Origin of the sequence: Pseudomonas sp. PH1b, from assembly GCF_000633395.1 — a bacterium.
Lineage (GTDB): Bacteria > Pseudomonadota > Gammaproteobacteria > Pseudomonadales > Pseudomonadaceae > Aquipseudomonas.
Genome location: NZ_AYMU01000031.1, coordinates 1 through 18,019, shown reverse-complemented (window position 1 = coordinate 18,019; position 18,019 = coordinate 1). Strand labels below are relative to the sequence as shown.

Genomic DNA, 18,019 nt, shown 5'->3' with positions numbered 1-18,019 from the left:
TCTACTGCCTGTCCAGCGCCGCTTCCATGCGGCGTTTTTGCATCTAAATCACTCAGATCAATAATGCTGTGCAGTGCGTGGGCGGATGAATATTATCCTCATCATAAGTGCGCCGGAACCTGCTTCCGGCGTGGCCCTGTGCGTCGTTCATCGACCCCAGCCTTTTTTGCCGGAGTGCTGCATGCCTGTTCAAGCCCTGTTCAAACCCTTTCAACTTGGCGCGCTGGAACTGCCGAGCCGCGTGGTCATGGCGCCGATGACCCGTTCCTTCTCTCCGGGCGGAGTACCCAATTCCAAGGTCATCGAATACTACCGGCGCCGTGCGGCGGCGGGTGTCGGCCTGATCATCACCGAAGGCACCACCGTTGGGCACAAGGCTGCCAACGGCTACCCCAATGTGCCGCAGTTCTACGGTGAGGCGGCACTGGCCGGCTGGAAGAAAGTGGTGGACGCGGTCCATGCCGAAGGCGGCAAGATCGTTCCGCAACTGTGGCACGTCGGCAACGTTCGACGCCTGGGCACTGAGCCGGATGCCAGCGTGCCGGGTTATGGCCCGATGGAGAAACTCAAGGATGGCCAGGTGCTGGTGCATGGCATGAGTCACCAGGATATCCAGGACGTGATCGGCGCGTTCGCCCAGGCGGCCAAGGATGCCCAGAGCATTGGCATGGACGGTGTGGAAATCCATGGCGCCCACGGTTACCTGGTGGACCAGTTCTTCTGGGAAGGCACCAACCAGCGCACCGATGAATACGGCGGCGACCTGGCCCAGCGTTCGCGCTTCGCCATCGAGCTGATCCAGGCCGTGCGGGCCGCTGTCGGCCCGGATTTCCCAATCATCCTGCGTTTCTCCCAGTGGAAGCAGCAGGACTACAGCGCGCGCCTGGTGCAGACCCCGGAAGCCTTGGCTGCCTTTCTCAAGCCCCTGGCGGATGCCGGTGTGGATATCTTCCACTGCTCGACCCGGCGCTTCTGGGAGCCGGAATTCGAAGGCTCCGAGCTGAACCTGGCAGGCTGGACCCGCAAGCTCACCGGCAAGCCCACCATCACCGTGGGCAGCGTCGGCCTGGACGGCGAGTTCCTGCAGTTCATGGTCAACACCGACAAGGTGGCGCAACCGGCCAGCCTGGAAAACCTGCTGCAGCGCCTGAACAATGACGAGTTCGATCTGGTGGCCGTGGGCCGTGCACTGCTGGTGGATCCGGACTGGGCGCAGAAAGTCCGTGACGGGCGTGAGCAGGATATCCTGCCGTTCAGCCGTGAAGCGCTGACGACCCTGGTTTAACTCCCGGCTCCGGGCGGCGAGGGGGGCAGCCCCCTTGCCGTGCCGAGTGTCTCTGCCGTGGCTCGGGGTGGGCTACCGGCTTCGATGACCCCTTCGTAATCCGCAGTTGGCGAGTGCTGGCAGGTACGGCGCAACTGATCCTCGAATTGCTCGATCACCGCAGCCCAGCCCTGGCGGCTGGCGTGCTGGCGGGCATTGAGGCGCACCCGGCGCAGGGTTTCCGCTTCTTCCAGCAGCCAACTGGCGGCGTCACAGAAGGCGCTCTCATCCCCGGGCATGGCCAGCACACCGTTATAGCCGTGGCGCATATGCTGGGCTGCTGCGGCCTGGTCGTAGGCCACTACCGCCAGCCCGGACGCCAGGGCTTCCAGCACCACGTTGCCGAAGGTTTCGGTCAGGCTGGGAAACAGGAACAGATCCCCACAGGCGTAATGGGCTGCCAGGGCTTCGCCACGCTGGCTGCCGCAGAACAAGGCGTCGGGCAGGCTTTTTTCCAGAGTGGCGCGCTGTGGCCCGTCGCCCACGACGATCAGTTTCATCCTGCGTTGTGGATAAGTCGCCTTGAGCTGCTCGAAACAGCGCTTGAGCAGGCCGAGGTTTTTCTCCGGGGCCAGGCGCCCGACATGAATCACCGCCAGATCGTCGTTGCCCAGGCCCCATGCGGCCCGCAGCTCATTGAGGCGTTTGGCCGGGTGGAACAACTGGCTGTCGACCCCCCGGGACAGCAGGGACAGTCGTTCGAAATGCCGGCGCTCCAGTTCCAGGCGCTGGCTGGCGCTGGGTACCAGGGTCAGTTGCGAGCGGTTGTGGAACCAGCGCAGGTAGTGGGTCAGCAAGCGGGTCAGCAATCCCAGGCCGTACTGGCTGGAGTACTGCTGGAAGTTGGTGTGGAAACCACTGACCACGGCGATGCCCAGGCGCTTTGCGGCGCGCAGCGCAGACAGCCCCAGCGGCCCTTCAGTGGCGATGTACAGCACATCCGGGCGCTGGCGCTTCCAGCGGCGCAACAGCTTGTGCATCGAAGACTGGCCCCATTGCAGGCCCGGGTAGCCTGGCAGCGGCCAGCCCCGGCACAGCAGCAGGGCCTCGTCGCTGCTGCGGCTCTGGTCACAACCCTGGCGCGGACGCACCAGTTCGACCTGATGGCCACGAGCCTTCAGGCCATCGCAGAGGCGGCCGAGGGTATTGGCCACGCCATTGATTTCCGGTGGGAAGGTTTCGGTGATCAGGGTGATGTGCAGAGCTGTCGTCATGGCCTCAGTCTCGGCTGAGGCCGTGTCGTCATTGTGACGTCAGGATGATGGATTTGTGACGGCGCAGGCCTTGGGCCCCGGGCGTTGCGCCGGGGCCCGATGTATTGACGCCGGAGGGCGCCGGAGCGGTGTTCAGTCGCGTTCCAGCGGCAGGTTTTCCGGGCCGCGCTCGCGCACCCAGAACAAGGTCGCGCCGGCCACGGCGGCCGGCATCATCAGGATGTTGATGAAGGGAATCATCAGCGCCAGATAGACGATGCCGCCGAAGCCCAGGCTCTGCCAGCGCTTTTCCCGCAGCCAGGCGAGCATGTCCTGCCAGCTCATCTTGTGGTTGTCCGCCGGGTAGTCGATGTACTGGATGGCCATCATCCAGATGCCGAACAGCAGCCACAGCGGGGCGGCGACCAGATTGACCACCGGAATCAGCGAAAGAATGAACAGGCCGATGGCCCGGGGCAGGAAGTAGCCGAGCTTGCGCAGTTCCCGGGACAGGGTGCGGGGGATCATGGCGATCAGTTCGCCCCAGCTGAATGGCGGGAAGTCGTCGGTGCCGCGGACCACGGTCTCGACCTTTTCCGATAGAAAACCGTTGAACGGTGCGGCAATGATGTTGGCCAGCATGGTGAAGGTGAAAAACACCATCAGCACCAACAACACCACGAACAACGGCCAGAGGATATAGCTGAGAAAACTCAGCCAGTCCGGCAGCGAGGGCATCAGGGCATCGACCCAGAGGCTGAACTGGTGACCGGCGAAATAGATCAATCCGACGAACAGCACCAGGTTGATTACCAGGGGCAGGAGCACGAACAGGCGCAGGCCGGGACTGAGGATCAGCTTCAGGCCTTCACGCAGGTATTGCGGGCCGGACAGGACGGGGGCGGGCATAGAGCGCTCCGAGCAAAAGGAAAACGCGCCGACCTTACCGACTTTGCTCAAGGGACGAAAGTGCGGTGAACAGGTCGACATCAACGGTAACAAAGACCCCTTCAAATAGGCCTTCTGAGGATAGAGACCGCCTATGAGCTGGATTGTTAAACCGTATTTCCTTAATCTTCGCCCCCTCTATACGCTTCACCCATTATTTTTTGGACGGGCGAGTTAAGGCCTTCCCCAAGGTTTCGCCGTCCTTTTTTATTGCAGCCGGCAATCCGGCGTTCCGCGCCAGGTCACCCGGGCCGGTCGAAAGGAGTGAGTCATGTCTGATGTACGTCATTCGCGTGTGATTATTCTCGGTTCCGGCCCTGCCGGTTACAGCGCTGCGGTGTATGCCGCCCGTGCCAACCTGAAGCCGCTGCTGATCACTGGCATGCAGGCCGGTGGCCAGTTGACCACCACCACCGAAGTCGACAACTGGCCCGGCGACGTGCATGGCCTGACTGGCCCGGCGCTGATGGAGCGGATGCGCGAACACGCCGAGCGTTTCGAGACCGAAATCGTCTTCGACCACATCAATGCCGTGGACTTCGCCGCCAAGCCCTACACCCTGACCGGTGACAGCGCGACCTACACCTGCGATGCGCTGATCATCGCCACCGGCGCCAGCGCCCGCTACCTGGGCCTGCCTTCGGAAGAAGCCTTCATGGGCAAGGGTGTTTCCGCCTGCGCGACCTGCGACGGTTTCTTCTATCGCAACAAGCCGGTGGCCGTGGTCGGTGGTGGCAACACCGCTGTCGAAGAAGCCCTGTACCTGGCCAACATTGCCAGCAAGGTCACCCTGATCCACCGTCGCGATACCTTCCGCGCCGAGAAGATCCTGATCGACAAGCTCAACGCCCGGGTTGCCGAAGGCAAGATCGAGCTCAAGCTGAACTCGAACCTGGACGAAGTGCTGGGCGAAGTGCTGGGCGACAACATGGGCGTCACCGGTGCACGCTTGAAGAACAACGACGGTAGCTTCGACGAAATCACGGTCGATGGCGTGTTCATCGCCATTGGCCACACTCCGAACACTTCGCTGTTCGAAGGCCAGTTGCAGCTCAAGGACGGCTACCTGGTCGTGCAGGGCGGCCGTGACGGCAACGCCACCGCCACCAGCGTCGAGGGCATCTTCGCTGCCGGTGACGTGGCCGACCACGTGTATCGCCAGGCCATCACCTCGGCCGGCGCCGGCTGCATGGCAGCACTGGACACCGAGCGTTACCTGGACGGCCTGCAGAACGCTTCGTTCTGATAGGCCCCCCATAAAAAAACCGGCGCAAGCCGGTTTTTTTATGGGTGTTGCACTGTAGGGGCCGGCTTGCCGGCGAAGAGGCCCTCAAGCCTTGCGCCGCCGGTGCTGACGCCTTCGCTGGCAAGCCAGCTGCTACAGGGACCCGCTCAGCGTCGGGTCAGCGGCTGCGCGCGGAACTTCACCCCGGCCAGGCCGTGGGCGATCAGGGCGCGGATGTTGCCGTGGTCAGTGCCTTGCGGGGTCGCCAGCACCGAGCGGTAGTGCTCGCCGAAGGCCAGCAGGGCTTCTTCGTCGCTGAGGCCTTCCAGCAGGGCCAGGCCCAGGGTCTTGCACGAGCCTTCGTTCTGCCCGGCCGCGTTCTCCACGCCGCCGTTGTCGAAGGCCTGGGGCTGGTAGTCATAGCCTGCGGCAACAAACGCCAGGGTGTCGGCGAAGGCGTGCTCGCCGCTGTTCAGGCTGGCGCGCAGGGTGTTCAGGTCAGTCATGGGGTTTTCCTTTGGCGAACGCCGCTTGCTGCTCGGCGCTGGCTTCTTTCTGGTAGAGATTTTTCCATTCGGCGTAGGGCATGCCATACACCACTTCACGGGCGTCATCGAGGCTGACCTCGATCTGGCGCTGGTCGGCTTCAGCCTTGTACCACTTGGACAGGCAGTTGCGGCAGAACCCGGCCAGGTTCATCAGGTCGATGTTCTGCACGTCCTTGCGGCTGTCCAGGTGGGCCACCAGGCGGCGAAAAGCCGCGGCTTCCAGCTCCAGGCGTTGTTGTTCGGTCATGGGGTCTCTCCGAGGCAAGTTTCAAGTTTCAAGCGGCAAGTAAAAATCGATCTGCTGTGCCTTGCCGCTTGCCGTTAACGACTTGCCGCTAATGTGATCGATACCGATTCGGCGAAGCGCAAAGCATGGGGCTTGTCGACTTCGACTTCGGCGTACTGCACCGAGGCATTGCTCATCACCAGGTCCAGCAGCTCCTGGGTCAGGCGCTCCAGCAGGGCGAAGCGGTTGCCTTCGACGTGAGCGATGATTGCCTTGGTGATGGTGCGGTAGTTCAGCGCGTGATCGATGTCGTTGTCGCGCACCGCATCCTGGGCGGCATACAGGATGGTCAGGTTGATCAGCACATCCTGCTTGTTGAGGATCTCTTCCTCGTTGATTCCGATAAAGGTCCGCAGGAGCAGGTCCTTGACTCGGATACGAGCCATTCCTGGCTGAAGTTGTGGCATTGCTACTTGCTCCGTCCAATCAATTGCAGGAATTCCTGGCGAGTGGTGCTCGAATCGCGGAAGGCGCCGAGCATCACCGAGGTGTGCATGGTGGAATTCTGTTTCTCGACGCCGCGCATCATCATGCACATGTGCTTGGCCTCGATCACCACCGCGACGCCGGCGGCCTGGGTCACGCCCTGGACTGCGTCGGCGATTTCCCGGGTGAGATTTTCCTGGATCTGCAGGCGCCGGGCGAACATGTCGACGATCCGCGCGATCTTCGACAGCCCCAGCACCTTGCCGGTAGGAATATAAGCCACATGGGCCTTGCCGATGAAGGGCAGCAGGTGATGTTCGCACAGTGAATACAGCTCGATGTCGGCGACTATCACCATTTCATCGCTGTCGGAGGCGAACAACGCGCCGTTGACGATCTCATCCAGCGACTGGCTGTAGCCATGACACAGGTACTGCATGGCCTTGGCCGCACGCTTGGGCGTGTCGAGCAGGCCTTCGCGCTCGGGGTCTTCACCGAGGCCCTTGAGGATCTCGCGGTAGTGCTGGGGCAGGGAAAGGCTCATGCAGCGTCCTCGCGGGGGGCGGTCTACTTGACGTGCCGCCCGCCGTTAACGGTCAGGGTGGTGCCGGTGACATAGGGGTTGTCCAGCAGATAGCGCAGGCTCTGGTAGATCACTTCGCTGCCGGGCTCGATGCCCAGCGCGGACTTGGCCAGGGTCTTGGCGCGGTACGCCGCGTCGTCGTCGGGGTTGAACAATAGCAGGGCCGGGGCGATGCCGTTGACCTTGATGGCCGGGGCGTATTTCGCCGCGAAGGACAGGGTCAGGCTGTCCAGCCCGGCTTTGCTGGCGCAATAGGCGATGTGCTTGCTGCTGCCCTTGCGGGTCACGTCGTCGCTGATGTGGATGATGTCCGCCGGGTTCGAGCGCCGCAGCAGGTCGGCACAGTGCAGGTTGATCAGGTAGGGCGCGAGCATGTGCACGCTGAACATCCGGGCGAAGGCGAGGCTTTCCTGGTCCGGGGACTCTTGCAGCCATTCCGAGGCATTGTGGACGATGGCCCGCAGGCAGTCGGTATGAGCTTTAAGCTCGGCGATCAGCGCCAGGATCCCGGCCTCGCTGGAGAGATCGGCGAACAGCAGGGTCGCGCCTTTGTCGCGCAGGGTTTCAAGGCCAGGGCGCTGGCTGCGGTAGGTGACGATCACCGGCTGCCCGTCTTCCAGCAGGCGCAGGGCGCAATGCAGGCCGACACGCTGGCTGGCGCCGGTGATCAGGATCGGGGCAGGAGAGGTGTTCATGCAGGGCTCGTGTCGCGGGTAGAGCAAAACTATACCAGCGCGCGGCGGGCTGTGCCTGTTGTGCGCAGGTGGGCGCTTGGGGCCAGCCGCTGGCTGCTTGAGGGCAGCGGCCGGCTGGCCGGCGAGGTCAGGGGTTCTGGGTCGAGGGCGCGGCCGGCAGGGCCCGCACCGGGGTGCTGTTGAGCCAGTTGGCCAGCAGCCGGGTGGACAACGGGATAAAGAAGTAGACCATCAGCGGGGTCAGCGCCAGGGTGCTGACGAACACCCGGGGCAGCAGGCTCAGGTCGTTGAGCAAGGGGCCGAGGACGAAGTTGAACAGCAGCGACACCGGGAAGAATGCCAGCCAGATGGCCACGGCCTGTTTCCAGCGTGGTGGTCGCTGTCCCGCGGCACCGAACCAGCCATCGATGCCGCTGACCCGGTGTTCCGAAGGGTAGGCGAACAGGTCGCTGCCCCGGGCCAGCCAGGCGGTGCGCGAGGCGGAGTGCTCCCAGGTGTGCAGGGTGTGTTCGTCGGCGAAGCGGAAGATGATCTGGAATTCGTCATCGTCGGGCGGTGGCGCGAGGACGCCGGAGCCCAGGTAGCCGGGAAAGTCGGTGGCCAGTTGCTCGCCTTCGCGCAGCCAGGCGATCAGGTCCTGGTAACGGCCGTCGGCAACGCGCCGGGCAACCATCAGGGTGACGGGTGAGGTAGACATTATGTATCTCCGTAAAACCAATGCGCTGCCTGGGTAAGGCAGGCGCTTGACGAGGCACCGGGGTGTTGGGCCGCATCTGAACCAAGCAAGGATTATTCCTGATTGGCGCGTTCGTACCAATGACAGCGGTCGGTTTTCTCGCGCTTGAAGCATCGGCACCTGGGGGGAGTAGAATGACCGCCACTTTGTTTACCGGTGTTTTCTCCTCCAGATGCCCGTCATGACTGAACTTGCCCCTGCCACTCACGCCCCAGCCCCGGTCCCTGAGGACGAGCTGTTTCCGATCCGTGAAGTGGCGCGCCTGACCGGTATCAACCCGGTGACCCTGCGGGCATGGGAGCGACGCTACGGTCTGATTCAGCCGACACGCACCGAAAGTGGGCATCGCTTGTATTCCATGCACGATGTTGAGGCGGTGCGCGAGATCCTGGGCTGGATCGAGCGCGGCGTGGCCGTCAGCAAGGTGGGCAAGATCCTCGCCAAGAGCCGGGCCGCCCAAGCGCAGGCCAAGCTCCCGGCGGAGGATGGCCAGCAGGCTGAATACGCTCAGTGGCGTGATCAGTTGCAGCGGGTGGTGGCGGCCTTCGATGAGGACCAGCTGGAGCGCCTCTATGGCCAGATATTTTCCAGCTACGCCCTGCCGGTGGTATTTCAGGGCATCTTCCTGCCGTTGTGGAAGCAGTTGCTGCAGGATCGGGAAGCTTTCGGCCAGACCAGCGAATGGGTGTTCCTCGATGGTTTTCTTCGGGCGCGGATCACTCAGCGGCTGCTGTTGCAGCGGGCCACCCAGCATCGGCAGCTCTTGCTGGTGGCGCTCAACGACCAGTGCCGTGAACTGGAGTTGCAGGTCGCGGCACTGATGCTGGGGCATGACCAGGTTGGCGTGCGCTTGCTGGGCCCGGGTGTGCCGCTGGATGAGTTGACCCTGGTCTGTGAAAAGCTCAAGCCGATGGCCCTGGTGGTGTTCTCCAACCATGCGCCGAATGCGGAGTTGCCCAAGCGTCTCAAGCGCCTGGCGCTGACCCTGGATTGCCCGCTGATGCTGGCCGGAGATGCATCGGAACTGGCCCAGGACAGTCTGGCCGACTCACCGGTGGCGTGCCTGGGCAGTAGCGGGCGTCTGATGTTGCAGCGTTTGCGCGGCGCTCTTTGAGACGACCGGCGGTATGACGCTCATCGGCTGAGGTGCAGGCCGGGCAACTGAAGGTGTGGCGCGTCAGGCATGCAGGGCCGGATGGCTGTGACGGTGCTCCTGCAGGATGAACTGGCGCAGGCGCTCGGTTTCTTCCAGGTCGCGCTGATCCAGCCGATAGGCATAGAAGCCGGCCTCGGTCTGGCGTTCGAAGCGCCCATGCAAGGCTATCCGCTCATAGCCCGAAGGGCTGAACCAGAGGGCGAACTGCTTCGGTGGCCGGGTCCGGTTGCGGATCTCCAGCAGCACTCCCTTGAACGACACTTCACGCACCCACAGGCGTCCTGGCTGGCCCTTGATGTTCTCCAGGGCCACCGGTGTGTCCAGCGCCAGGCGCCAGGGCCGGATCATCGGCCCGTCCTCGAAGATGCTCGGCACCCCCAGGCGCAGGTGCAGGGCGTGGAATTCGTCCTCCTCCAGGTACAGGGGGAAGGTCATCTGCTGATTGTCGAAATGGGCCTGAAGGGTGACCTTCTCGTTGGCCGCCAGCCGGGTCAGCAGATCACGGATCTGCGCGCCGCCATTGACCAGCAGGCTCGATGTCGCATCCCGCACATTGAGTTGCGGGTTGTGCTGCATGGTCTGGATGAAGTCCAGCTCATCCTGAGTGAGGAGGGCGTCACGCTGCATGATGGGGCTCGAAGGGTGGAAAGACAGATCGGCGGGGGATATCCCTACAGACCGCGAGTTTCATGGTTTATTAGCGCCGTTGGTCGCCTTGAGGACAGCCAGCTCGGCTCGGGTTTCAGCCAACTGCTGCTCCAGCTGAACCAGGCGCTGTTGCGCCTTGATCTGCACACTGACGTCTTTTTGCACGCCGATGAAGTAGGTCAGTTGGTCGCTGTCGTTGAACACCGGGGTGATCGACAGCTCGTTCCAGAAGTGGCTGCCGTCCTTGCGGTAGTTGCGCAACACTTCGCGACACGGCCGGCCCTGGCGCAGGGCCTGGCGAATCACCTCCAGCCCCGGCTGGTCGCGGTCCCCGGACTGCAGGAAGCGACAGTCCTGGTACAGCACCTCGTCGGCGCTGTAGCCGGTCAGCCGCTCGAAGGCCGGGTTCACGTAGATCACGATGTTGTCCTCGCCTTCCTGTTCGGCGACCACAATCCCGTCGTTGGAGGCGTTGATCATGCGTTGCAGCAGATGCGCGTTGATCATCCCAAAAATTCCGCTATCGATCAGCAAAGGCTGGATTCTAAGGCTGGCTGGCCAGTTATCCACAGGGTCTTTTCAGAGCCCTGGCCGGCAGAAAAGGGATTTTACTCCGTAGCTGTTAATATCCCAGTCTTTTAGTCAGCTTCAGGAACAGATTGATGAAAGTCGCCATCCTTTCCGGCTCGGTGTACGGCACGGCTGAAGAAGTCGCCCGGCATGCCGCCAAGATCCTCAACGCCGCAGGTTTCGAGGCCTGGCACAACCCGCGTGCGACCCTGGCCGAGGTCCAGGCTTTCGCCCCGCAGGCGCTGCTGGCCGTGACCTCGACCACCGGCATGGGCGAGCTGCCGGACAACCTGCAACCGCTGTATTCGAGCATTCGCGATCAGTTGCCGGCTGCCTGGCGCGGGTTGCCGGGGGCGGTGATCGGCCTCGGCGATGCCAGCTACGGCGATACCTTCTGCGGCGGTGGCGAACTGATGCGCGAGCTGTTTGCCGAACTGGGGGTTCAGGAAGTCCTGCCGATGTTGCGCCTGGACGCCAGCGAAAGCGTGACCCCGGAAGCCGATGCCGAGCCCTGGCTGGCCGAGCTGGTCAGTGCACTGCGGGGCTGACCGGCTGCTCCCGTAGCAGCGCCAGCCAGGCTTGCGCTGCCTTGGACAGGTAGGCGCCCTGACGCCAGATGAAGGCAATGTCCCAGCGCAGGTAGGGCGGGGCCTTGAGCGTCAGGCGCACGACTCCGGGCCGCACCAGGCTGCGGGCCACCACACTGGGCAGCAGCACCACGCCCTGGCCGGCCGCCACCAGTGCCGCAAGAAAGTCCGCCTGGCCGCTGCGGCCGCCTTCCCTGGGGGTGAAACCCACCTGCTGGCAGGCCTGGAGCAGGCGGTCGTTGAGTACAAAGCTGCGCTGGTACAGGAGGAAGGGCGTGTCTGCCAGTTCCTCCAGGCGTACCTGGGCGTTCATGGCCAGTGGATGGTCGGCGGGCAGCAAGGCATCCAGCGGCTCATCGCAAAAGGGCTGATAGGCGAACGCCGGGTCTTTGGGGGTCAGGCTGCCGCCCAGTTCCAGCTCACCGTTGCGCACCGCCTGCTCGACATTCAGGCTGCCGCCTTCGAGCAATTGCACCTGGATGTTCGGATAGCGCCGCCGGTATTCGGCGAAGCGGCTGGCAAACAGCGCGTCGCCGCCCATCAGCGGCAGGCCCAGGCGCAACTCGCCGCGGGTCAGCTGGCTCAAGTCATCCAGTTCACTGAGCAATTCATTGCGCAAGTGCAGCATCCCTTCGGCCCGCTGCAGCACCACGCTGCCTGCGGCCGTGAGGTGAATGTGCGAGCCCTGGCGCTCCAGCAGGGGCGTGCCGAGGCTCTGTTCCAGTTGCGCGACCTGCTTGCTGACCGCCGACTGGCTGATGTGCAGGGTTTTGGCCGCCTGGGTGAAACCGCCCTGGCGGATCACTTCGGCGAAGCTGCGAAGCTGTTTGAAATCCATGGTGGTAATTCCAGATTGGAATGGTTTCCAGTCTAACAATTCGCTTCGGTGATGGTGGGGCATTACCTAAAATAAGCCCCTGAGAGGAACCGATCCGATGAATATTTCCACCTGCAAACGCCTGGCCCGCCTGATCTGTGAACTGGCGGTGCTGCTGGGTATCTACTTTCTCGGTTGTCAGTTGGCCGCCTGGCTGCCCTGGCCGATTCCCGGCGGGGTGGTGGTGCTGGCCCTGTTGCTGCTGGCCTTTGCCCTGGGCTGGGTCCGGCCGGCGGCCCTGCAATCGGGCGCGGGGCTGTTGATGGCGGAGATGCTGCTGTTCTTCATCCCGGCATTGATGAGCTTGCTCGATTACGGCGGCCTGCTGCGTGAGGAGGGCTGGCGGATCCTGCTGGTGATCGGTGTCAGCACCCTGCTGGTGATGCTGGTGACCGCACTGACGGTGGAACTGGTCTGTCGCTGGAGGATGCGCCATGAAGCTTGAGCTGATGCCGATGTTCTGGCTGGCCCTGACCCTGGTGGCCTACCTGTTCAGCCGCTGGATCTACCGGCGCACCGGGCGCTACCTGCTGTCGCCACTGATTCTGGTGCCGGCGCTGTTGCTGGCGATCGCCGTGCCGCTGCACACCGCCTACGCCGAATACGCCGCCAACACCCACTGGCTGATGCTGGTGCTGGGGCCGGTGACTGTGGCCTTTGCCATTCCCATCTGGCAGCAGCGGCAGTTGCTGGCGCGCCACTGGTCGGCCTTGTTGCTGGGCATGCTGGCGGGCAGCGTGGCGTCCATCGGCAGCTCCTTCTGGCTGGCCAAGGCCCTGGCCCTGGACAGTTCGGTGACCCTGTCCCTGGTGCCACGTTCCATCACCACGCCTTTCGCCATGCCCCTGGCCCATGACTTGGGAGGCGTGCCCGAGCTGACCGCGGTGTTCGTGATGTTCACCGGGGTGCTGGGCGCCATGCTCGGTGGCGTGCTGCTGCGTTGGCTGCCCCTGCGCAGTGCCCTGGCCCGAGGCGCGCTGTTTGGCGTCGGGGCCCATGGTGCCGGGGTCAGCCGGGCTCATGAAGTGGGGGGCGAGGAGGGCTCGGTGGCGGGGTTGGTAATGGTCCTGACCGGGCTGCTCAACCTGTTCGCAGCACCTTTACTGGCGTCGATGCTTTGACGTGAAACCCGCGTTCCAGAGCCTGACACCGGGCTGACCCGCAAGGTCATCAAGCTGGCTGCCAATGCAACTCCGTGCCGGGCTCAGGCTGACTAGACTCTCAAGGTCCTCTCATCCAATAAGAACCATCACCGAGGTCCTTGCCGTGAGCCCAGCCCCCGTTCAATCGACACCGAGTGTACAAAACCAGGTCAGTGCCATCGAATGGCAAACCCGTGTGGACCTGGCAGCCTGCTACCGCCTGGTGGCGATGCACGGCTGGGACGACCTGATCTTCACCCACATTTCCGCCAAGGTGCCGGGCACCGACGACTTCCTGATCAACCCGTTCGGCATGATGTTCCACGAGATCACCGCCTCCAGCCTGGTGAAGGTCGATCAGGATGGCCGCAAGCTGATGGACAGCCCCTACGAGATCAACCCGGCGGGCTACACCATCCACAGTGCGATCCATGCGGTGCGTCACGACGTGCTGTGCGTCCTGCACACCCACACTGCGGCCGGGGTCGCGGTGTCTGCGCAGAAGCAGGGCGTGTTGCCCATCAGCCAGCAGTCGCTGCTGGTGCTCGCGAGCCTGGGCTATCACCCCTATGAGGGCGTGGCGCTGAACCCCGAGGAGAAGGTCCGGCTGCAGGCGGACCTGGGCGACAACGGTTTCCTGATGCTGCACAACCATGGCCTGCTGACCTGCGGTGCGAGCATCTCCGATACCTTCCTGATGATGTTCATCTTCCAGCGGGCCTGCGAGATCCAGGTGCTGGCGCAGAACGGCGGCGCCGAGCTGATCGCCATTCCTGCGCCGATCCTGGCCGGGGCCAAGGCGATGATCGCCGGGGTCACCCGCAGTGCCCAGGGCGTGGGCGGCGTGCTGGCCTGGCCGGCGCTGCTGCGCAAACTCGATCAACTCGACCCGGGTTATAAACGCTGATGCCTATTGCCGAGATCCCCCTGAGTGTCTGGCGCAAGAGCGGGCAGGACTTCGTGTTTGCCGGCCAGACTCTTCGTTACTGGGTGGCGGGCCAGGGTGAGCCGCTGCTGTTGATCCACGGATTTCCCACGGCCAGCTGGGACTGGCATTACCTGTGGCGCCCCCTGGCCCGGCGCTATCAGGTGATCGCCTGCGACATGCTCGGCTTCGGAGATTCGGCCAAGCCCCTGGACCATGACTACAGCCTGCTGGAGCAGGCGGACCTGCAGCAGGCGCTGCTGGCCCACCTGGGTGTCGAGGAACCGGTGCACCTTTTGGCCCATGACTACGGCGACAGCGTCGCCCAGGAACTGCTCGCCCGGCACTATGAGCAACGGATCGAGATCGCCAGCTGTGTGTTTCTCAATGGTGGTCTGTTTCCGGAAACCCACCGCCCGGTGCTGACCCAGAAGCTGTTGCTCAGCCCCCTGGGCTGGATGCTCGGGCGCGCTTTCAGCCGGCAGGGCCTGGCGAACAGCTTCCGGCAGATATTCGGCCCCCAGACCCGCCCCAGCGAGACGGTCCTGGATGACTTCTGGAGCCTGGTGGAGCGCAACAACGGGCCACGGATCCTGCACAAGCTGATCGGTTATATCCCCGAGCGTCGAGTCCAGCGCGAGCGCTGGGTCAGTGCCATGCAGCGCGGCGGGGTGCCGCTGCGGGTGATCGATGGGGCCCAGGATCCGATCTCCGGGGCGCACATGGTGGAGCGCTACCGACAATTGATCGCCGAGCCGGACACGGTGCTGTTGCCGGGCATCGGCCATTACCCGCAAATCGAGGCGCCCTTGCTGGTGCTCAAGCATTACCTGGGGTTTCGCGACAACCTCATGGCGCCCGCGTGCCAGGCGGTGGGCACCTGACAGTGCCCGAAGGCCAGCGGACGGCCTCCTGGAGCTAAGGCCGCAGGATTTGCCTGCCCCGGGCAGACGGCGGTCTTGAGCGGTCGCCAGTGATTATCCCGCTGTCTTATCGCGCACCATTCAGGCCCGGACGTTTTTATTGTGACCGGCGAACGGCTGCCTGACACTCGACTGAATGCCCCTTGGCCCTGCTGGAGTTTGCTATGAGTGAGTCTGTGCGCTTGGAAGATAAAGTGGTGATCATCACCGGAGCCGGCGGTGGCCTGGGCCGGGCCCATGCGTTGCTGTTCGCCCGGCATGGCGCCAAGGTACTGGTCAATGACCTGGGAGGCTCGGCCCAGGGCGAAGGCGCCAGAGCTTCGGCGGCGGATCGGGTGGTGGCAGAGATCCGCGAGGCCGGTGGCATTGCCGAGGCCAACCATGATTCGGTCACCGACGGCGCGCGGATCGTCGAGAATGCCCTCGACGTGTTCGGTCGGGTCGATGTGCTGGTCAACAACGCCGGCATCCTGCGGGACAAGACCTTCCACAAGATGGACGATGCCGACTGGGACCTGGTGTACCGGGTGCATGTCGAGGGCGCCTACAAAGTCACCCGCGCGGCCTGGCCGCACCTGCGTGACCAGGCCTACGGGCGAGTGATCTTCACGGCCTCCACCTCGGGCATCTACGGCAATTTCGGCCAGTCCAACTACGGCATGGCCAAGCTGGGCCTGTACGGCCTGACCCGGACCCTGGCGCTCGAAGGGCGCAAGAACAATATCCTGGTCAACGCCATCGCCCCCACGGGTGGTACGCGGATGACCGAAGGGCTGATCCCGCCGCAGGTGTTCGAGCAGCTCAAGCCGGAACTGGTGAGCCCGTTGGTGGTGTACCTGGGCAGTGAGCAGTGCCAGGAAACCTCCGGGCTGTTCGAAGTGGGCGGTGGCTGGATCGGCAAGGTGCGCTGGGAGCGCAGCCTGGGAGCCGGTTTCGACCCGCACCAGGGGTTTTCACCGGAGGATGTGGCCGCCCATTGGCAGCAGATCTGTGACTTCGAGGGCGCGTCCCATCCCAAGGACAATATCGAGGCCTTGAAGGAGATGATGCAGAATCTGCAAAAGTACGCCCTCTGAGGCGGGCGTCATCCCTGCTCCAGATCCTGTCCATGGTCTTGACGGACAGCACTAGCAGCGGCCTTTGCAACGGGTTTTCCAGTACTGGAAAACCTGCCCGCCGGACCTTCAGGGCCGGCGGTTTTACTCCTGCGGCGTTCGTCTCTATGCTCGACGGTCATCGAATGAAAAGGGAGTATTTCAAATGTACGAATCCAAGGACCAACCCATATTGTCGCGGCTGCTTTTTTTCCGCCGCATGTGCATGCATGGCCTGGTGGTCCTGGCACTGATCGGTTTCTCGATTCTGCTGGGGATCAGCGGCCTGCTGTACTTCGAACAGGATGTATCCCTTCACGACGCGGTCTTCGACGCCGCCATGATCCTCGGTGGGATCAGCCCCATCAACATGCCGGAAACCCCCGGCGGCAAGCTGTTCTTCGCCAGCTACGGGCTTTATACCAACCTGGTTTTCGCCGCCACCCTGGGGTTGATCCTGTCGCCGGTCGCCCATCGCCTGCTGCATAAGTTTCATTACGACGAGGCGGATGACGAAACCCCCTAGATGAAACTCCCCCGACTCTTTTCCAGGCATAAAAAAGGCCGCTGCAAGAGCAGCGGCCGAAGTAAGACGTTAGATCAAGGAGCTACAAAACCAACGTCGGTGAACCTGGGGTAGCGGCTTGAATCTGAAGCATTTCAAGCCTGCTGGAACAGTGTGCGGAAACTATCGTGGCCGATACTTTCTCTGGTCATGGCGCCTGGCTGTTTGCCGTGACTGCGAGGCAAGAATAAGCCCGGGACGGCCAGGGAAAAATAGCGAATCAGGACAAGGACTGTTACAACTTGAGCAACAGTCGCCCCAGCTCCCTCCCTGTATCTATGGGTTTGATGAATCTGTATCCAGCCGCTGGATACTCCCTGAGCGGCCCCGATGGCAAGGGCACTCATCCTTTTGAGCGACAGCTCGAATACCTCCTTGGTGCGCTTATCGACCGTGGTACCCCGGCAGTAGGGTGAGGCTTCCTGTCACTCACCGGGGAAGACGCATGACAAGAATAACAATGCGCGCCATCTTCACACCGCAGACGCTGGCTGTTGCGGTGGCGCTAGGCTGCAGCACCCAGGCTCAGGCGGTTTCGTTCACCATCGGGGAAATCGAAGGGCAGTTCGACTCGTCACTGTCCGTGGGCGCCAGCTGGGGCATGCGCAACGCCGACCGGGATTTCGTCGGCACGGTCAATGGCGGCACGGCGCAGTCGTCCACGGGGGACGATGGGCGGTTGAACTTCAAGAAGGGCGAGACCTTCTCCAAGATCTTCAAGGGCCTGCACGACCTGGAGCTCAAGTACGGTGATACCGGAGTCTTCGTACGCGGCAAGTACTGGTACGACTTCGAGCTCAAGGATGAAGACCGCGAGTTCAAGCCCATCAGCGACCACAACCGCAAGGAAGGAGCCAAATCCTCGGGTGCGCAGATCCTCGACGCCTTCGTCTACCACAACTACTCCATCGCCGATTTGCCGGGCACCGTGCGCGCCGGCAAACAGGTGGTCAGCTGGGGCGAGAGCACCTTCATCGGCAACTCCATCAACAGCATCAACCCGGTGGACGTGTCGGCCTTTCGCCGCCCCGGCGCGGAAATCAAGGAAGGCCTGGTGCCGGTGAACATGCTGTTCGCGTCCCAGGGCCTGACCAACCAGCTGACGGTAGAGGGCTTCTACCAGTTGGAGTGGGACCAGACCGTGGTGGACAACTGCGGCACCTTCTTCGGCAACGACGTGGTGGCCGATGGCTGCACCACCGGCTACACCGTCGGCAGCCCGGCAGTCGCGCCCCTGCAACCGGTGGCCGCCGCCTTTGGCCAGGGGTTCCAGGTGACCCGCGAAGGGGTGATCCTGCCCCGTGGCGGCGACCGCGATGCCCGTGACTCCGGGCAATGGGGCGCGGCCCTGCGCTGGCTCGGCGATGACACCGAGTACGGGCTGTACTTCATGAACTACCACGCTCGCAGCCCGGTGGTCAGCACCACCACGGCCAACGTCAGCCTGGCAACCCTGGGCGCCATTGCCGGCGCTGCCAACGGCATCGCCCCGGGCTCCGGCAGTGGCCTGGTGCAAAGCGTGATGCTCGGCCGCGGCCAGTACTACCTCGAGTACCCGGAAGACATCC

The 18,019-nt window shown here is 63.3% G+C and carries 22 protein-coding genes; 11 read left to right on the top strand and 11 right to left on the bottom strand.

Annotation, left to right across the window (positions count from 1 at the left end; genetic code table 11):
* The first annotated feature begins 181 nt into the window (after positions 1 to 181).
* The gene (locus U873_RS0131075; RefSeq protein WP_025131966.1) at positions 182 to 1,285 is read left to right on the top strand and encodes an NADH:flavin oxidoreductase; all 1,104 of its coding nucleotides are present in this window, start codon (positions 182 to 184) and stop codon (positions 1,283 to 1,285) included.
* On the opposite strand, the gene U873_RS0131070 is transcribed toward U873_RS0131075, so the two are convergent.
* Positions 1,282 to 2,538 carry a glycosyltransferase family 1 protein gene (locus U873_RS0131070; RefSeq protein ID WP_025131965.1) on the bottom strand — a complete coding sequence of 419 codons (1,257 nt, stop codon included), beginning with the start codon at positions 2,536 to 2,538 and terminating at the stop codon, positions 1,282 to 1,284. The genes U873_RS0131075 and U873_RS0131070 overlap by 4 nt on opposite strands.
* Positions 2,539 to 2,670: 132 nt before the next feature.
* A complete protein-coding gene (gene cysZ, locus U873_RS0131065; protein WP_025131964.1) occupies positions 2,671 to 3,426 on the bottom strand; it encodes a sulfate transporter CysZ in 756 nt (251 codons plus the stop codon).
* Between the two features lie 310 nt (positions 3,427 to 3,736).
* Here cysZ and trxB point away from each other — a divergent pair, with 310 nt between their 5' ends.
* Positions 3,737 to 4,711 (top strand): thioredoxin-disulfide reductase, encoded by a 975-nt coding sequence (gene trxB / locus U873_RS0131060; RefSeq protein WP_025131963.1) that lies wholly within the window; start codon positions 3,737 to 3,739, stop codon positions 4,709 to 4,711.
* Positions 4,712 to 4,857: 146 nt separating this feature from the next.
* Here the strand turns inward: trxB and U873_RS0131055 are convergent, their stop codons facing one another.
* The 6 genes from U873_RS0131055 to U873_RS0131030 all read right to left on the bottom strand — a co-directional run bounded on the left by U873_RS0131055 (position 4,858) and on the right by U873_RS0131030 (position 7,925).
* Entirely contained in the window at positions 4,858 to 5,196 is a 339-nt protein-coding gene (locus U873_RS0131055; RefSeq protein WP_025131962.1) for a HopJ type III effector protein, read from the bottom strand.
* Positions 5,189 to 5,485, bottom strand: a complete 297-nt coding sequence (locus U873_RS0131050; protein ID WP_025131961.1) for a DUF1244 domain-containing protein — start codon at positions 5,483 to 5,485, stop codon at positions 5,189 to 5,191. Before U873_RS0131050 ends, U873_RS0131055 begins: the two co-directional genes overlap by 8 nt.
* Positions 5,486 to 5,559: 74 nt before the next feature.
* Positions 5,560 to 5,931, bottom strand: coding sequence for a dihydroneopterin triphosphate 2'-epimerase (gene folX / locus U873_RS0131045; RefSeq protein ID WP_025131960.1), 372 nt, complete (start codon positions 5,929 to 5,931; stop codon positions 5,560 to 5,562).
* 2 nt (positions 5,932 to 5,933) lie between these two features.
* On the bottom strand, positions 5,934 to 6,494 hold the full coding sequence (gene folE, locus U873_RS0131040) for a GTP cyclohydrolase I FolE (RefSeq protein ID WP_025131959.1): 561 nt from the start codon (positions 6,492 to 6,494) through the stop codon (positions 5,934 to 5,936).
* Positions 6,495 to 6,517: 23 nt separating this feature from the next.
* Positions 6,518 to 7,228, bottom strand: coding sequence for a dihydromonapterin reductase (gene folM, locus U873_RS0131035; RefSeq protein ID WP_025131958.1), 711 nt, complete (start codon positions 7,226 to 7,228; stop codon positions 6,518 to 6,520).
* A gap of 127 nt (positions 7,229 to 7,355) precedes the next feature.
* A complete protein-coding gene (locus tag U873_RS0131030; protein ID WP_025131957.1) occupies positions 7,356 to 7,925 on the bottom strand; it encodes an antibiotic biosynthesis monooxygenase in 570 nt (189 codons plus the stop codon).
* A 211-nt stretch (positions 7,926 to 8,136) separates the two neighbouring features.
* Here U873_RS0131030 and U873_RS0131025 point away from each other — a divergent pair, with 211 nt between their 5' ends.
* Entirely contained in the window at positions 8,137 to 9,078 is a 942-nt protein-coding gene (locus U873_RS0131025) for a MerR family transcriptional regulator (RefSeq protein ID WP_025131956.1), read from the top strand.
* Positions 9,079 to 9,141: 63 nt separating this feature from the next.
* On the opposite strand, the gene U873_RS0131020 is transcribed toward U873_RS0131025, so the two are convergent.
* Both U873_RS0131020 and U873_RS0131015 read right to left on the bottom strand, forming a co-directional pair.
* A complete protein-coding gene (locus U873_RS0131020; RefSeq protein WP_025131955.1) occupies positions 9,142 to 9,747 on the bottom strand; it encodes a hypothetical protein in 606 nt (201 codons plus the stop codon).
* 60 nt (positions 9,748 to 9,807) lie between these two features.
* Positions 9,808 to 10,275 (bottom strand): PAS domain-containing protein, encoded by a 468-nt coding sequence (locus tag U873_RS0131015; protein ID WP_025131954.1) that lies wholly within the window; start codon positions 10,273 to 10,275, stop codon positions 9,808 to 9,810.
* A 155-nt stretch (positions 10,276 to 10,430) separates the two neighbouring features.
* Here U873_RS0131015 and U873_RS0131010 point away from each other — a divergent pair, with 155 nt between their 5' ends.
* Positions 10,431 to 10,886: a flavodoxin gene (locus U873_RS0131010; protein ID WP_025131953.1), complete on the top strand. Its 456-nt coding sequence runs from the start codon at positions 10,431 to 10,433 to the stop codon at positions 10,884 to 10,886.
* On the opposite strand, the gene U873_RS0131005 is transcribed toward U873_RS0131010, so the two are convergent.
* On the bottom strand, positions 10,867 to 11,763 hold the full coding sequence (locus U873_RS0131005) for a LysR family transcriptional regulator (RefSeq protein ID WP_025131952.1): 897 nt from the start codon (positions 11,761 to 11,763) through the stop codon (positions 10,867 to 10,869). The two genes, U873_RS0131010 and U873_RS0131005, sit on opposite strands and share 20 nt — an antisense overlap.
* Positions 11,764 to 11,860: 97 nt before the next feature.
* On the opposite strand from U873_RS0131005, the gene U873_RS0131000 reads away from it, so the two are divergent.
* The 7 genes from U873_RS0131000 to U873_RS0130965 all read left to right on the top strand — a co-directional run.
* Positions 11,861 to 12,247 carry a CidA/LrgA family protein gene (locus U873_RS0131000; protein WP_025131951.1) on the top strand — a complete coding sequence of 129 codons (387 nt, stop codon included), beginning with the start codon at positions 11,861 to 11,863 and terminating at the stop codon, positions 12,245 to 12,247.
* Positions 12,237 to 12,923: an LrgB family protein gene (locus U873_RS0130995; protein WP_025131950.1), complete on the top strand. Its 687-nt coding sequence runs from the start codon at positions 12,237 to 12,239 to the stop codon at positions 12,921 to 12,923. The genes U873_RS0131000 and U873_RS0130995 overlap by 11 nt, the downstream gene beginning before the upstream one ends.
* Positions 12,924 to 13,068: 145 nt before the next feature.
* Positions 13,069 to 13,851, top strand: a complete 783-nt coding sequence (locus U873_RS0130990) for a class II aldolase/adducin family protein (RefSeq protein WP_025131949.1) — start codon at positions 13,069 to 13,071, stop codon at positions 13,849 to 13,851.
* Positions 13,851 to 14,753 (top strand): alpha/beta fold hydrolase, encoded by a 903-nt coding sequence (locus U873_RS0130985; protein WP_025131948.1) that lies wholly within the window; start codon positions 13,851 to 13,853, stop codon positions 14,751 to 14,753. The genes U873_RS0130990 and U873_RS0130985 overlap by 1 nt, the downstream gene beginning before the upstream one ends.
* A 203-nt stretch (positions 14,754 to 14,956) precedes the next feature.
* A complete protein-coding gene (locus U873_RS0130980) occupies positions 14,957 to 15,868 on the top strand; it encodes an SDR family oxidoreductase (protein ID WP_025131947.1) in 912 nt (303 codons plus the stop codon).
* A 184-nt stretch (positions 15,869 to 16,052) separates the two neighbouring features.
* On the top strand, positions 16,053 to 16,412 hold the full coding sequence (locus U873_RS0130975) for a hypothetical protein (protein WP_025131946.1): 360 nt from the start codon (positions 16,053 to 16,055) through the stop codon (positions 16,410 to 16,412).
* Between the two features lie 484 nt (positions 16,413 to 16,896).
* Positions 16,897 to 18,019 (top strand): DUF1302 domain-containing protein (locus U873_RS0130965; protein ID WP_025131944.1); only part of this gene is annotated, 1,123 nt, incomplete at its 3' end.

Coding starts and splice junctions, on each gene's coding strand:
- U873_RS0131015 (WP_025131954.1), bottom strand. CDS start 10,275: ATGATCAACGCGCATCTGCTGCAACGCATGATCAACGCCTCCAACGAC.
- U873_RS0131055 (WP_025131962.1), bottom strand. CDS start 5,196: ATGACTGACCTGAACACCCTGCGCGCCAGCCTGAACAGCGGCGAGCAC.
- U873_RS0131075 (WP_025131966.1), top strand. CDS start 182: ATGCCTGTTCAAGCCCTGTTCAAACCCTTTCAACTTGGCGCGCTGGAA.
- folX (WP_025131960.1), bottom strand. CDS start 5,931: ATGCCACAACTTCAGCCAGGAATGGCTCGTATCCGAGTCAAGGACCTG.
- U873_RS0131050 (WP_025131961.1), bottom strand. CDS start 5,485: ATGACCGAACAACAACGCCTGGAGCTGGAAGCCGCGGCTTTTCGCCGC.
- U873_RS0131025 (WP_025131956.1), top strand. CDS start 8,137: ATGCCCGTCATGACTGAACTTGCCCCTGCCACTCACGCCCCAGCCCCG.
- U873_RS0130985 (WP_025131948.1), top strand. CDS start 13,851: ATGCCTATTGCCGAGATCCCCCTGAGTGTCTGGCGCAAGAGCGGGCAG.
- cysZ (WP_025131964.1), bottom strand. CDS start 3,426: ATGCCCGCCCCCGTCCTGTCCGGCCCGCAATACCTGCGTGAAGGCCTG.
- trxB (WP_025131963.1), top strand. CDS start 3,737: ATGTCTGATGTACGTCATTCGCGTGTGATTATTCTCGGTTCCGGCCCT.
- U873_RS0131030 (WP_025131957.1), bottom strand. CDS start 7,925: ATGTCTACCTCACCCGTCACCCTGATGGTTGCCCGGCGCGTTGCCGAC.
- U873_RS0130980 (WP_025131947.1), top strand. CDS start 14,957: ATGAGTGAGTCTGTGCGCTTGGAAGATAAAGTGGTGATCATCACCGGA.
- U873_RS0130975 (WP_025131946.1), top strand. CDS start 16,053: ATGTACGAATCCAAGGACCAACCCATATTGTCGCGGCTGCTTTTTTTC.
- U873_RS0131010 (WP_025131953.1), top strand. CDS start 10,431: ATGAAAGTCGCCATCCTTTCCGGCTCGGTGTACGGCACGGCTGAAGAA.
- U873_RS0131000 (WP_025131951.1), top strand. CDS start 11,861: ATGAATATTTCCACCTGCAAACGCCTGGCCCGCCTGATCTGTGAACTG.
- folM (WP_025131958.1), bottom strand. CDS start 7,228: ATGAACACCTCTCCTGCCCCGATCCTGATCACCGGCGCCAGCCAGCGT.
- U873_RS0131020 (WP_025131955.1), bottom strand. CDS start 9,747: ATGCAGCGTGACGCCCTCCTCACTCAGGATGAGCTGGACTTCATCCAG.
- folE (WP_025131959.1), bottom strand. CDS start 6,494: ATGAGCCTTTCCCTGCCCCAGCACTACCGCGAGATCCTCAAGGGCCTC.
- U873_RS0131005 (WP_025131952.1), bottom strand. CDS start 11,763: ATGGATTTCAAACAGCTTCGCAGCTTCGCCGAAGTGATCCGCCAGGGC.
- U873_RS0131070 (WP_025131965.1), bottom strand. CDS start 2,538: ATGACGACAGCTCTGCACATCACCCTGATCACCGAAACCTTCCCACCG.
- U873_RS0130995 (WP_025131950.1), top strand. CDS start 12,237: ATGAAGCTTGAGCTGATGCCGATGTTCTGGCTGGCCCTGACCCTGGTG.